Consider the following 13,762-nt stretch of genomic DNA (forward strand, 5'->3'; position numbering starts at 1 on the left):
GGCCACATCCTAAGAGGTTTACCGCTTCGGGCGCTTGGTATTCGTGCGCACGCCGAGCAGCACGTCCTCCCAGTGCGGCGTGACGGCCTTGCGCCGGCGCTGTTTCGGCTGCCCGTCCTCGCTGGGGTCGCGCAGGAAGTCGCCCTCGACCACATCATCCTGCCTATCGACGACCTCCGGTTGACCCTGCCCCGTTGCTTCCCCCGACTCGTCTGTTGCAGCTGCGTCGGCAAGGTCCGCGCCGTCTGCGATATCAGCACGCACCGCTGAGAGGGAGCGCACCGGCTGCGCGAAGTTCGGGTCGGTCAGATCCGCGGCCATGGCGTTGCGAGCTTCGGTTTGGGCACCGGAACCCATGGTGCGCGTGAAGGTCCACAGCGCCTCGTTCTCGGTAAGCCCGGCCTTCCATGTGAGGTGGACAACCCAACTGTCGCCCTGCTCGCGGGTGGCGTCCCACTCCGCGTCGCTAACGGAGTGCCCGCGGGCGGCGAACGCGGTGGCCAAGATCTCGAAGAGGGTCTGCTTCGCGGGTCCGTCTTCGCGCACCGGGTGGGACTGCTTGGCGGCCTCGGCCACTTGGGCGCGCTCTAAAAGCACGGGGTGGGCGTAGACGTCCAAGCGGCTTTCGGCCACCCCCATTTCCGCAGCCAACTCAGCAGCGGACGCGCCCGCGCGCAGGCGGGCCTGGATCTCGTTCGGCCGCATCGACAGTGGGGTGGCGTAGAGGGGGTCCGGCTCTGGAAGCGTGCGCTCCACTGGGGTGGGCGCCGGTTCGGGGGCGGGCTCGGGTACGGCGGGCTCTGCAGCCAGCTCAGCGGACGGCTCCGCTGCCGGTTCGGACGCTGTCTCGGGTGCGGCGGAACGGGCGTCGCTAAGCGAAGGCTCGAGCTGGGTGCGCGCCAACTGATAGCGCATGCCGTTGTCGTCGCGGAGGACGAAGAATGTCTCCGTCGACTCCTCCTCCAGGATGTACAGCTCGCGCATGGGTCACCTTTCCGCTGGACAGATACGCGTCCAGCTTAACGGACTGCTCACGGTCTTATCGGCTGCCCACACCGGCGCTTAGCAGCCAGTCCACCGCTTCGGTCAGCGCACGCACATCCTCCGGGTCCACGGCGGGGAACATGCCCACGCGCAGCTGGTTGCGTCCCAGCTTGCGGTACGGCTCCGTATCAACCACACCGTTGGCGCGCAGGGCGGCCGCGAGCGCGCCGGCGTCGACGGTGTCGGCGAAATCGATGGTGCCCACCACCTGGGAGCGCAGCGCGGGGTCCTGGACGTAGGGGGTTGCGAGCTCGTGCGCGTCGGCCCAGGCGTAGAGGTAGTTTGCGGATGCGGCGGTGCGCGCGGTCATGGCATTTAGTCCACCCTGGTCCAGCATCCAGCGAATCTGCTCATCCAGCATGATCAACGTTGCGATGGCGGGGGTGTTGTACGTCTGGTTCTTCCGGGAGTTCTCCAGCGCAATGTGCAGGTCCAAAAACGCGGGGACGAAGCGGCCCTCGGCGTGGATGCGCTCGATGCGCTCGATCGCAGCGGGGCTGAGGCACGCCAGCCACAGGCCGCCGTCGGCTGCGAACCCTTTCTGCGGCGAGAAGTAGTACGCGTCGGCGGCGGTGATGTCCACGGGGAGGCCGGCGGCGCCGGAGGTGGCGTCGATAAGCGTGAGCGCCTCATCGTTCGGCCGGGTGACTGGCACGGCGACGCCGGTGGAGGTCTCGTTGTGCGCCCAGGCAATGGCGTCGGCCTCAACGTCGGCCAGGAGGGCTGGGTCGGTCGCCTCCGTGATCGCCGGGTCGGCGAGCCACGGGGCGCGGGCGGACGCGGCGGCGAACTTCGCGGAGAATTCGCCGTAGCTCAAGTGCGCGGAGCGGCGTTGGACCAGGCAGAAGGTCGCCGCGTCCCAAAAGGCGGTCGTGCCGCCGAGGCCGAGGGCGACCTCGTAGCCGTCGGGGAGACCGAAAAGATCGGACAGTCCGGAGCGGATACTGGCGACGAGGTGCTTCACAGGGGTCTGGCGGTGCGACGTGCCCATTGCCCCCGAACGGGCGACGGCGTCGAGCTGCGTCGGGCGGACCTTTGCTGGACCTGATCCGAAGCGGCCGTCGCGGGGGAGCACGTGCGCTGGTATTTGCGGGTAAGTATGCACGGCTATGCATGGTATCTGTGGTGCACCCTTCCAGCCGTAAATGTTGTCGGGCGCGTCACAAACTTTGCTAGAGTGCCCTACGTAGAACAGGTTGCAGGGGAGCACTCCCAACGTCAGCCGAGAAAACTTACCTGGAAGGGGAAATCAGTGGCTACTGAGAACAAGGACAAGGCCGTACTCCACTACCCGGGCGGCGAGTACGAGATGGACATCATGCACGCCACCGAGGGCAACGACGGTGTCGTGCTGGGCAAGTTCCTCGGCGAGACCGGTCTGGTCACCTTCGACCCGGGCTACGTCTCCACCGGCTCCACCGAGTCCAAGATCACCTACATCGATGGCGACGCTGGCATCCTGCGCTACCGCGGCTACGACATCGCGGACCTGGCGGAGAACGCCACGTTCAACGAGGTGTCCTACTTGCTTATCAACGGTGAGCTGCCCACCACCGACGAGCTGGAGAGCTTCAACTCCGACCTGCGCCACCACACCCTGCTGGACGAGGACTTCAAGGCCGCGTTCAATATCTTCCCGCGCAACGCGCACCCGATGGCCGTGCTCGCGTCCTCCGTGAACATCCTCTCCGCCTACTACCAGGACCAGCTGGACCCGCTGGACGAGGAGCAACTGGACAAGGCGACCGTGCGCCTCATGGCCAAGCTGCCCATGCTCGCGGCCTACGCCTACCGCGCATCCCGCGGCAAGCCGTACATGTACCCGGACAACTCGCTGAACCCGCGCGAGAACTTCATGCGCATGATGTTCGGGTACCCGACCGAGGACTACGAGGTCGACCCGGTTGTGACCAAGGCCCTGGACAAGCTGCTCATCCTGCACGCGGACCACGAGCAGAACTGCTCCACCTCCACCGTGCGCATGATCGCCTCCGCGCAGGCCAACATGTTTGTCTCCATAGCCGGCGGTATCAACGCCCTCGCCGGCCCGCTGCACGGCGGTGCGAACCAGGCCGTGCTGGAGATGCTCGAGGACATCAAGAACAACCACGACGGCGACGCCACCGACTTCATGAACCGCGTGAAGAACAAGGAAAAGGGCGTGCGCCTGATGGGCTTCGGTCACCGCGTGTACAAGAACTACGACCCGCGTGCGGCCATCGTGAAGGAGACCGCGCACGAGGTGCTCGACCACCTCGGCGGCGACGAGCTGCTCGACCTGGCCATGAAGCTCGAGGACATTGCGCTGAACGACGACTACTTCATCCAGCGCAAGCTCTACCCGAACGTGGACTTCTACACGGGCCTGATCTACCGCGCCATGGGCTTCCCCACGGACTTCTTCACGGTCCTGTTCGCCATCGGCCGCCTGCCCGGCTGGATTGCCCAGTACCGCGAGCAGCTTGAAATGAACACCAAGATCAACCGCCCGCGCCAGATCTACACCGGCTACCAGCAGCGCGACTTTGTGCCGCGCGACCAGCGATAGGCTGACCAGGTAAGCGCTGACAAGCTTCGCGCATCGACGCTGCACCGCCGAGAACTTCGCTTCCCTTATACTTTCGGGAGGAAGTTCTCGGCGGTTTCGTGTGAACCGCGTATTCACTTGCAAGGAGTTGCAACGTTATGGAAAAGCCGTTCATTGACAAACCGGAGGGCCCGGCACCCGCAGATCTCGTCATCGAGGACATCACTGTCGGCGACGGCGCAGAGGCCGTCGCGGGCGGGTTTGTGAAGGTGCACTACCTTGGCGTGGACTTTGAGACGGGCGAGGAGTTCGACTCGTCCTGGGACCGCGGCGAGGCTGCGGAGTTCCCGCTCACCGGCCTGATCCAGGGCTGGCAGGAAGGCATTCCGGGCATGAAGGTCGGCGGCCGCCGGCAGCTGACCATCCCGCCGGAGAAGGCGTACGGCCCCGCAGGTGGCGGACATCCGCTGTCCGGCCGCACGCTCGTGTTCATCATCGACCTGCTCGACGCCAGCTAGGAGATCCGCGATGCGTATCCCAGTGACGACACTGAACGACGGCTACGATTTCCCCCTCCTTGGCCTGGGCACGTACAAGCTGACGGGCGACGAGGTGGAAACGATCGTGCGAACCGCCATCGAGTTGGGCTACCGCCACATCGACACCGCTGCGTTGTACGACAACGAGGTCGAGGTGGGCAAGGCGATCAACAACGCCATCAAGGCTGGCGACGTCACCCGTGAAGAGCTGTTCGTGACCACGAAGCTGTGGAACGACGATCAAGAGCGCGTCGCCGAGGCCTATAAAGAGTCGCTCCAGCGCCTGAACCTCGACTTCGTGGACCTGTACCTCGTGCACTGGCCGTGGCCGCAGCACGGGACATACGTGCAGGCGTTCGAGCAGATCACGCAGCTGCAGGGGATGGGTCAACTGCAGTCGGTCGGCGTGGCGAACTTTTACCCGGAGGTGCTCGACGAGATCATTCAGGCCACCGGCATCACCCCGGTGCTCAACCAGGTGGAGCTGCACGCCGGGTTCACCCAGCCTGAGCTGCGCGCGTACCACGATAAGCACGGCATTGTGACCGAGGCGTGGGCGCCTATTGCGCGCGGCTCGAACTTCGACGACCCGGTGATCCGCGCGGTGGCCGATGCGCACGAGGCAACGCCTGCACAGGTGTCGTTGGCGTACCTGATGAAGCTGGGGTGCTCGGTCGTGCCGAAGACCTCCAGCCCGCAGCGTCTGGTGGAAAACCTCGGCGCCGTGGATCTTGAGCTGAGTGACGACGACGTGGCCGCACTCGACGGCGTTACCGGGGAGCGTCTGTCCGGTGACCCGCTGACGTTCCCGGGCTAGTCCCCTCGGGGGTTAAGCACCGCCCAGCTGCATTCGTGCAGCTGGGCGGTTTTTGCATACCGGGGACCACGGCGAGAGATGAACACGACATTAAAGCGTGGTGTGTGTGCTAGGTTACATTTACGTTGTTGAGTCGAAGATCCCATACTTCGACACGGCAAAGTCCATGTTTCTGTGCAAAAAGAAAGGATCGAGGCAATGGCCGGTTCCACAGCTGCCCTTAAGCGTCGCGAGCCAACTCCTGGCGAGTTTGTCGCGATGCAGCAAAGCCCCGAATTCCAGGAACTGCGAAGCACCTTCCGCGGTTTCACGTTCCCGGTGATGATTGCGGCGTTGCTCTGGTACGTCTTCTACGTCGTCATTGCAACTTTCGCCCCTGACGCCATGGCCCAGAACTTCCTGGGGCTCAACGTCGGCTTGTGGCTCGGCCTCGCCCAATTCTTCACCACGTTTTTGATCACGTGGATCTACGTGAAGTGGGCCAACAAGAATATCGAGCCGCGCGCGGCTCATATCCGCGAAGAGATGGAGGGTTAAACCATGCAGACGTACCTGCTCGCCGCCGAGACCGGTGAGGGCACCGGTAACCCGGTTCTGAACATTGCGATCTTCGGCGTCTTCATCGCAATCACCCTCTATATCGTTGCCCGCGCCGGTAAGACCACGAACGAATCGGCGGATTTCTACACCGGAGGAGCGTCGTTTAGCGGCACGCAAAACGGCCTTGCCATCGCCGGTGACTACCTCTCCGCCGCATCGTTCTTGGGCATCGTGGGCTCAATCGCGCTGAACGGATACGACGGGTTCTTGTACTCCATCGGATTCTTCGTGGCGTGGCTCGTCGCGCTGCTGTTGGTGGCGGAGCCGCTGCGCAACGTCGGCCGTTTCACCATGGCGGACGTGCTGTCGTTCCGTCTGCGGCAAAAGCCGGTCCGCGTCGCGGCCGCGTTCGGCACGCTGTTCGTGTCGCTGTTTTACCTCATCGCCCAGATGGCCGGCGCTGGGTCGCTCGTCTCTGTGCTGCTCGACCTGCATTCCTTCACCGCCCAGGCGATCTGCGTCGGCATTGTCGGCGTGATCATGATCGTCTACGTCCTCGTCGGGGGCATGAAGGGCACCACGTACGTCCAGATGATCAAGGCGGTGTTGCTCATCGCGGGTGTGCTGATTATGTCCATCCTCGCCTTCATCCTTGCGAAGGGCGGGTTGACGGCGGTATTCGACCGGGCCATCGACACCCACGCAGCATCCGGCTACCTGGCGGAGAAGGGGTACCAGGCCGAGGATATTCTCAAGCCCGGCCTGAAGTACGGCGGATCCACCACCTCCAAGCTGGACTTCGTCTCTCTCGGCCTGTCGCTGGTGCTCGGTACCGCGGGCCTGCCGCACGTGCTCATGCGCTTCTACACCGTCCCGACGGCCAAGGAAGCCCGTAAATCCGTGACCTGGGCCATCGTCCTCATCGGCTCGTTCTACCTGCTCACGCTTGTGCTGGGATACGCCGCTGCCGCGTTCGTCGGACCGGACCGCATCCTCGCCGCGCCAGGCGGCGCGAACTCGGCGGCACCGCTGCTGGCATTCGAGCTCGGCGGCTCCATCTTCATGGCGCTGATCTCCGCGGTGGCATTCGCAACCGTGCTTGCAGTGGTCGCCGGCCTCGCCATCACGGCGTCCGCGTCGATTGCGCACGACGTGTACGACGCGGTGCTTCGCGACGGTCAATCCACCGAGGCGGAGCAGGTCCGCGTTTCCCGCATCACCGTGGTCGTGCTTGGCATCGTCTCCATCATCCTTGGCATTCTTGCCATGCAGCAGAACGTTGCTTTCCTGGTGTCCCTGGCTTTCGCCATTGCGGCGTCCGCGAACCTGCCCACCATCCTGTACTCCCTGTACTGGAAGCGCTTCAACACCACCGGCGCGGTGGCGTCGATCTACACCGGCCTGATCTCCGCGCTGGTGCTCATTGCGCTTTCCCCGGCGGTGTCCGGCAGCGCAACCTCAATGTTCCCGAACGCGGATTGGGCTATCTTCCCGCTCTCGAGCCCCGGCCTTGTGTCCATTCCGCTTGGCTTCCTAGCCGGCATCGTCGGCACCTACCTGGGTAAGCCGGACAACTTCGACCAGCTCCAGGCCGAGATGGAGGTTCGCTCCCTCACCGGCGTCGGAGTGGAGGCTCCCGTAGACCACTAACCACGCAACGCGCCAGAGTGCGCCAGCGTGCGGGTCTATGCTGGGGCAGACCACCAAATCACAAGAAAGGTTGCCAATCATGGGTTTTTTCTCAGACCGGGAAACGTCGCAAAAGCGCACCCGCCAAGCACTGGGTGTCATGATGACCACAGCAGGCATTAGCCACCTCACATTCGCCCGTAAACCGTTCCAGGCGCAGGTGCCGAACTGGTTCCCGATGAAGAAGGACTTCGTCGTTGTCGCCTCGGGCTACGTCGAGATCGCTGCCGGCCTTGCACAACTGCTGCTGCCGAAGCAGAAGAAGCTCACCGGTATCGGGTTGGCGTCACTGTACTGGCTCATCTACCCAGGCAACATCGCGCAGTACGCGGAGAAGCAGAATATGCCGGGGTTGGACAACGACCGTGCGCGTCTGATCCGGCTGTTCGGCCAGCCCGCGCTCATCGCGGCGGCACTGTGGGGTGCCGGTATTCCCAAGAAGTAGCGTGGTTTCTAGGTTGCCGCGGCACTGCGGTAACCTAGCGCCATTGCCCTAGTAGCTCAGTGGATAGAGCACTTCTCTCCTAAAGAAGGTGTCGGAGGTTCGATTCCTCTCTGGGGCGCCACATTCTGCATAGAGAAACCCCGAGGCGCTGCGTTAGCAGGCTCTCGGGGTCTTCGCTTGTTGGTGCTTGATTGGCCCTATCCGCGAGGCGGCTGCGTTAGGCGGCGAGTGCGAAACCGGGGATCGCAACCGCGCCGGTGACAAGCGCCGAGATGGCCATTCCACCGGCGGTCTTCTTCGGGCCGTACTGGATGAGGTCGTTGGCCACGATCGCCGGCAACGCGCAGTACACAATGTTGCGGGCGCCGTCGAACTGCACACCGGTGAGCGTGTTCAGCACGTACTCGATCGTCAGCACCGACACAGACGAGATCATGATCAGCACGACGAACCGGTCCTTGCCGTGCGCCGGGACGAGCTTCGTGACGTTGACAAAGACCAGGTAGGTCACAAGCACCGCCGCGGCCATAAGGACGACGACCTGCCACGGGCCTATCGTGGCAACGATCAGCCCGACGGTGACGTAACCGCCAGTGCGCAGCTTCAGCTTCGAGAACGGGCCGTCTTGAATGAGCACGGCCATGAGCACCGACAGCGCCGTGAGCGCGAACGTTAGCGTCGGGTGAGCTTCGGCGGGAGCGAACATCCGGCCGATGGTGCCGGCGTCGGAGATTCGGTACGACAACGAGGCCAGGCCAAGCCCCACTACGCCCGTCAACGGGAGCATCCACAGCATGGGGACGAGGGTCTTGGCCACGCCCTGCTTGTTGAACGAGTTGCAGAGCATACCGGGGATGATCACGCCCACAATGGCGATCTGTGAGGGGACGGAATCCGACCCGAACACCGCAGTGGCCACCGCAAGCCAGATCGCGCCGTAAAAGATGCCCACGAGCAGGCCGATGCCGAAGATCTGGCGTGGCCGGGGCAGCCACAGACGGAGCACGACCCGCTTCACTGTCACGTAGGAAATCAAGGCGATGACGATGGTGGATACGATCGCAACCGGCCACAGGATGCTCGCCCCGAGGTAGGCGACAGCGAGCGACCCGCCACAGGAAATGCTGGTCTTCTTGTAGTAGATGTAGCTCACCAAAAGACCGGTGATGAACAGGTAGTGGATGGCTTCGACCGTGAAGCCGTACTCGGTGGGAAGAAACGCAAGGTTCATGGTCACGCCGCCATCTTCGTCTCGGTTGTTTCCAGTTCGGGCTCGTGGTCTTCGATGAACTCCGCGCCCTCGTAGCCGAAGGCGGCCACGTCGGAGGTGAGCTCTGCAATCGCCGACTGTTCCTGCTCCGCCACCGGTCTTGCGCCCGGTGCGGCGTCCTCGGTGGCAGCAGCGTCGAAGTAGCGGATGAGCTCAGTAGCGTGATCGGTGTGGATATTGACCATGCCGAAGACGGCGACGTCGCCGTCTAGGCCGTCGATGACCCGGCGCAGGAGCGCCTCGCCTGTCGCGTTTTCCAGATCGCCGGTGGTCACCACCATGTCCGCAGGCAGGCCATTGTCCACGAGCTGCTGGCTCACCACATCCTGCAGGTCGCCGAACAGCACCACGCGGTCGATCTCTTCGCGCAGGTCCGTGCTGATCAGGTCGTTGAACATCTGGGCGCGGTCGGTACGGTCCGAGCGGTTGTTCAGGATGACCACGCGCGAAGCGTCGTCGCTGAGTTTCTCCGCGCTTACCGAGCGGAACACGCGAACTGTGGACTCCCAGTCGTTGACCGCGAACATCGGCACCCACTTGAGGTCGGTGACGGACGAATCCCCAACCGGGATGCGCTGAACGGCCGTGGTGCCCGGGTCGGGGGCCGCGGCCAGCATCCCGCGCGCAGCGGTTTGGGCGTCGATGCCGATGAGCTCGGCGACGGCGAGCACCACGGCGACATTCTCCTCGAACTGCTGGTAGGAGAAGTAGGGGACGAGCCCTTCGGAGAGATCCGTGCGGGCAGCGACAATGACGCGGGATCCGCGCTCCTGCGCGAACTTCTCGATGATGGAGACGAGGCGGGGATTGCGCTCCGCGGTGACGACGGTGCCGTTGAACGGCACCGTGTTGCACAAGGAGGCGGTGATCTCTTCCAGGGTGTCGCCCATGTCCTCCTGGTGGTCCAGTCGCACGTTGGTGATGACCGTGATTGGCGATTGCAGGATGGTTTCTTGGCAGACCTTCTGGTACTTCGGCTTCACCGCCATGCACTCGACCACCAAAGCATCCACGTCCTCGGTGACCCATTCGCGGATAAACGAGTACTGCTCGGCGATGTTTGCGGGACCGGTGCGCTTGATCGGGTGCTCGCCGCTCTCGCAGTCGATGACGCAGGCGTACGTGCCCGTCGTTTTGGAGATCGTGCGCAGCCCTGCCTCCCGCAGCACGGCCCCCATCATGCGGGTCACGGTGGACTTGCCGCGGATGCCGTTGATGTGGATGTTGTGCTGCAAGCCGTCCAGGCGGGAGCGGTGGCGCGAGTGGAAGGTGTGGAGGTAGGAAACGTGCGCGGCGACACCAGCGGCACAGAGGCTAATCATGCTCAGCATTCTGGGAATACCTTTTCAAAACGATTGGGGTGGATGCGGGAAAGACGGACTGGAGGAAACTGGGGTGGGTCTATGGGGCCGAACTAGCAGCGGCGGCTCCTCCCCGGCGAGGGTCGGCGGCGGCAGCCACAGTCCCGTCGATGAACGTGACAACCGACGTACCGCTGTCTGCTTCCCCGGTGTTTAGGCTGTGGCCCCACCGTTCGAGGACCTTGCGCATTCGCTTCATATCGCGGGGAAGGTCCTCGTGCTTCGGTGTTTCGACGTAGGCGGAATGTCGTCCGGTCGCGCCAAAATTCGGCAGGGTGACTGCCTGGTCAGGGGCGAGGCCCCAGGCGGTCAGCGCAACCGTGGTTTTGATGTTGTAGGACGGGATGGATTTGCCGCCGGGTGAGCCGAGCGCCGCCACCGGGTCGCCGCCGTCATCGGTGATGATGAGCGGGGACATCGTCGTTTTCGGGTGCCGCCCGGGTGCGCGGACATTCGGCTCGCGCTGGTCGTCGCCGCCGAAATTGTCCAGGGAGTTGTTGATGAAAAAGCCCCCTGCTGTCAGCCCAGTACCGAAGTTCTTCTGCAGCGTCGTCGTCACCGAGGCGAAGCTGCCGTCGCCGTCTCGGACGCTTATCTGGGCGGTGCCCTCTTCCTCGAAGTCGCGGTACTTGCCCGCCACACCATCCAGGCGCTCCGCCTCGGGTTCTTTCAGGGCCCGTTTTTTCCGGATCGACTTTGCCTCGTCCTTGAGCGTGCGGCGGTCGGTGACAATGTCGTTGATGTAGCCGTCCGCGATGGCCTTTTGCGCTTTGTCTCCGGCAGGGTCGCCTGCCCACGTATTCGCGTTGGCGAAGGCGATGCGCTCGGCCTCGATGATCTCGTGCGCCGCTGTCGTCCGGGCGACGCGGAGCCCGTCGTTGTCGTACGGCTCGTGGCGCGCCGGGTCGAGGCGGTTCAAGATGCCCAGCGTTTGTGCGACGATCGGGGTCCCCGTGGCGGGGGATCCCACGCCACATACCTCCGTGTCTTGGAAGGGAACGCACAGCGGATCAACCTCGGCAGCGGTGGCGTCGTGCCACTCCCGGGCGAAGTTCGCCCGTCCGGCGACATCGGGCAGCTCGCTCGCAAGGGACTCGATAGTGCCTTTCGACAACGCACCGTCGGCATCGACCCAGGAGCCGAGAAAGTCGGCGTACGCCCTGTTGGTCAGCGTCTCGCCAGCGGTGATGCCGTCGGCGCCCTCAGCGCCGTACAGCTTCTCGGCCAGGTCCGTGTCCGTAAGCGGTGAGCCGTCGCTCGCGGCCGCGTCCGCGAACCGCTCCGAGACGTTGAAACCGTCCGCGGCGAGATCTTGCGCGGGCTTCGCGATGCTCGCCGCGTCCAACACCCCGTAATCGGCGCGCAAGGATGCGAGCAACGCGAGGGTGTGCGGCACGCCGGCAGCAGAAAGCGCGTCACCGGTGTCGTCCTTGGGCGCCACGACGGTGCCGTCGTAGGAGCTGAGCGAGCGGGTGCGGGCGTCGTAGTAAACCGCGAGCGCCCCGCCGCCTGGGCCCGAGGACATCGGTTCAACAACCCCCAATGCCAGCTGGGCGGCCGCTACGGCATCCGCGGCTGAGCCACCCTGGGCGAGCACGGTGCACGCGGCCCACGCGGCCTGCGGGTGCGTTGTGGCGACGGCGAATCCGTTCCTGCCACTCGTCGACCGGGCTGTATCCGTAGCGCAGCCCGTGTCCGCCGCCGGGGCAGAGGAAGGCGAGGCCGAACGCGTCGAATCCGACGCTGAATCGGTGCCGCAGGACGCCAAGAGGACAGCCGACGCTGCCAGCGAGGCGACCAGGTGCCGCGGCGTTTTCCTCATCGAATTCTCCCAACCCAATTGCAGCTTGCAGGCCAGATCTGCAGTGAACAGACAGGGAGGTTAATGGCGGCGCAATACCCGCGGAAGAGGTCGCAGCAGGGTGGGAACGAAGGTGCCACGGCGGAACGAAAGTACACTGCCTTGCTGTGGTTGGCACGCTGCAGCGCGCTCGCAAAAGCGCAGCTCACGGCGGATATGGGCCGGGCGGGCGGAGGAGGCAGCGGCACCCGTGCACGCGGCCGGAACGTTCTTGGCACGAAAGTTCCTCGCTTCCCCGGCCACGAAAGGGTACGCGGGTTTACCATGGGCGCGGTGAAACCAACCGCAGTGATTGTGGGCGCCGGGCCAAACGGGCTGACGGCCGCGGCGCGCCTAGCCGTGGACGGATGGCGGGTTGACGTGCGAGAACGCTCGAGCAGCGTCGGTGGCGCTGCCGCGACGCAGCAGCTTGAAGGCGGCGCGCTGCGCGACCTCGGCGCGGCCTGCCACCCCTTCGGCGCCGCAAGCCCGGCCTTCCACGCGCTGCGGCTGGAAGACTATGGCGTGCGCTGGCTGCGCGCTCCGTTCGAGATGGCCCACCCGCTCGAGGGCACGTCCGCGCTGCTTGAGGGCTCGCTCGAGGCAACGGCGGCGGGGCTTGGCGGGGACGGGCGCGCATGGACACGGTTGCACCGGCCGGTGGTGGACAGTATCGACGGTATCCTGACCGACGTTCTCGCACCCATGCCGCGGTGGCCGAGGCACCCGGTGGCCTTAGCGCGGTTCGGCGCACGAGGAGTGCTGCCGGCTGCGACGCTCGGGCACGCGGTGTTTCGCACCGAGGAGGCCCGTGCCCTCTTCGCCGGCAGTGCGACGCACGCGATCACGTCGCCTTCGCGGCCGCTCACCGGCGCCTTCGGCCTGCTTTTCGGGGCGCTGGGGATGACGCGCGGGTGGCCTGTGGCCGAGGGTGGCTCCGGCGCGATCACCGCTGCACTGCGCAGGCTCGTGGAGGAGCATGGCGGCGTGGTGCGCTGCGGCGAGGAGGTGCGCGAGCTGCCGGAGGCGGACGCGGTGATACTCAACCTCACACCATCGCAGGTGCTGGCTATCGACGGCGCTTCGCTTCCCACCCGCCGCAGAAGGTCCATGCGCCGGTGGCGCTACGGCCCGGCGGTGCACAAGGTGGATTTCGTGCTCGATGCGCCGGTGCCGTGGGCGGACCCCCGGGTGGGGCAGGCGGCGACGGTACACGTGGGCGGCCGCGTGGACGAGATTGTCAGCGCCGAGAGGGCCGTGGCCAACGGCATCATGCCCGAGCGCCCGTTTGTCATGGCCGCCCAGCAGTACGCCGCCGACCCCTCCCGTGGGCTGGTGCTGTGGACGTACGCCCACGTGCCGCACGGCTACCGCGAGCGCTACCCCGGCGAGGTGGCGGAGAAAATCGAGCGGCAGATCGAGCGGTTCGCGCCGGGCTTCAGCCATGTGGTGAGGCAGAGGATCGAGGCATCCCCGGCGGCGCTGGAGGCGTGGAACCCGAATGTAGTGGGCGGGGACATCGCGGGCGGAGCCATGGACGGCGCACAGCTTCTCATGCGGCAGCCGCACCGCCTGCGCAAGGGGCTCTACCTCGCGTCGGCGTCGACCGCGCCGGGGGCCGGCGTGCACGGGATGCCCGGATGGTGGGCGGCGGAGGCGGCCCTGCGGGACTTCGGCTGAAGTACCTACC

The 13,762-nt window shown here is 65.1% G+C and carries 12 protein-coding genes and 1 tRNA gene; 8 read left to right on the top strand and 5 right to left on the bottom strand.

Features of this window, described 5'->3' with window-relative positions:
• Window positions 1-18 precede the first annotated feature (18 nt).
• Window positions 19-984, bottom strand: a complete 966-nt coding sequence (gene sepH / locus HF989_RS00100; RefSeq protein ID WP_038610400.1) for a septation protein SepH — start codon at window positions 982-984, stop codon at window positions 19-21.
• Between the two features lie 55 nt (window positions 985-1,039).
• Window positions 1,040-2,149, bottom strand: a complete 1,110-nt coding sequence (gene serC / locus HF989_RS00105; RefSeq protein WP_144242401.1) for a phosphoserine transaminase — start codon at window positions 2,147-2,149, stop codon at window positions 1,040-1,042.
• A 147-nt stretch (window positions 2,150-2,296) separates the two neighbouring features.
• Here serC and HF989_RS00110 point away from each other — a divergent pair, with 147 nt between their 5' ends.
• The 7 genes from HF989_RS00110 to HF989_RS00140 all read left to right on the top strand — a co-directional run bounded on the left by HF989_RS00110 (window position 2,297) and on the right by HF989_RS00140 (window position 7,722).
• Entirely contained in the window at window positions 2,297-3,592 is a 1,296-nt protein-coding gene (locus HF989_RS00110; protein WP_168683356.1) for a citrate synthase, read from the top strand.
• Window positions 3,593-3,729: 137 nt separating this feature from the next.
• Window positions 3,730-4,089 carry an FKBP-type peptidyl-prolyl cis-trans isomerase gene (locus HF989_RS00115; RefSeq protein WP_168683359.1) on the top strand — a complete coding sequence of 120 codons (360 nt, stop codon included), beginning with the start codon at window positions 3,730-3,732 and terminating at the stop codon, window positions 4,087-4,089.
• 10 nt (window positions 4,090-4,099) lie between these two features.
• Window positions 4,100-4,927, top strand: coding sequence for an aldo/keto reductase (locus HF989_RS00120; RefSeq protein ID WP_038610407.1), 828 nt, complete (start codon window positions 4,100-4,102; stop codon window positions 4,925-4,927).
• 198 nt (window positions 4,928-5,125) lie between these two features.
• Window positions 5,126-5,464, top strand: coding sequence for a DUF485 domain-containing protein (locus HF989_RS00125; protein ID WP_168683360.1), 339 nt, complete (start codon window positions 5,126-5,128; stop codon window positions 5,462-5,464).
• Window positions 5,465-5,467: 3 nt separating this feature from the next.
• Window positions 5,468-7,117, top strand: a complete 1,650-nt coding sequence (locus tag HF989_RS00130) for a solute symporter family protein (RefSeq protein WP_168683361.1) — start codon at window positions 5,468-5,470, stop codon at window positions 7,115-7,117.
• Between the two features lie 79 nt (window positions 7,118-7,196).
• A complete protein-coding gene (locus HF989_RS00135) occupies window positions 7,197-7,601 on the top strand; it encodes a DoxX family protein (protein WP_168683362.1) in 405 nt (134 codons plus the stop codon).
• Window positions 7,602-7,646: 45 nt separating this feature from the next.
• Window positions 7,647-7,722, top strand: a tRNA-Arg gene (locus tag HF989_RS00140).
• A gap of 96 nt (window positions 7,723-7,818) precedes the next feature.
• Here HF989_RS00140 and HF989_RS00145 read toward each other — a convergent pair.
• The 3 genes from HF989_RS00145 to HF989_RS00155 form a co-directional block, all read right to left on the bottom strand.
• Window positions 7,819-8,832, bottom strand: a complete 1,014-nt coding sequence (locus HF989_RS00145) for a poly-gamma-glutamate biosynthesis protein PgsC/CapC (RefSeq protein WP_246233734.1) — start codon at window positions 8,830-8,832, stop codon at window positions 7,819-7,821.
• 2 nt (window positions 8,833-8,834) lie between these two features.
• Window positions 8,835-10,193 carry a poly-gamma-glutamate synthase PgsB gene (pgsB, locus tag HF989_RS00150; protein ID WP_246233722.1) on the bottom strand — a complete coding sequence of 453 codons (1,359 nt, stop codon included), beginning with the start codon at window positions 10,191-10,193 and terminating at the stop codon, window positions 8,835-8,837.
• 79 nt (window positions 10,194-10,272) lie between these two features.
• A complete protein-coding gene (locus HF989_RS00155) occupies window positions 10,273-12,054 on the bottom strand; it encodes a gamma-glutamyltransferase (protein WP_168683365.1) in 1,782 nt (593 codons plus the stop codon).
• A gap of 303 nt (window positions 12,055-12,357) precedes the next feature.
• Between HF989_RS00155 and HF989_RS00160 the strand changes: the two genes are divergently transcribed.
• Entirely contained in the window at window positions 12,358-13,752 is a 1,395-nt protein-coding gene (locus tag HF989_RS00160) for a phytoene desaturase family protein (protein ID WP_168683366.1), read from the top strand.
• Window positions 13,753-13,762: the final 10 nt, after the last annotated feature.

The organism is Corynebacterium mucifaciens, assembly GCF_012396315.1.
Lineage (GTDB): Bacteria > Actinomycetota > Actinomycetes > Mycobacteriales > Mycobacteriaceae > Corynebacterium > Corynebacterium mucifaciens.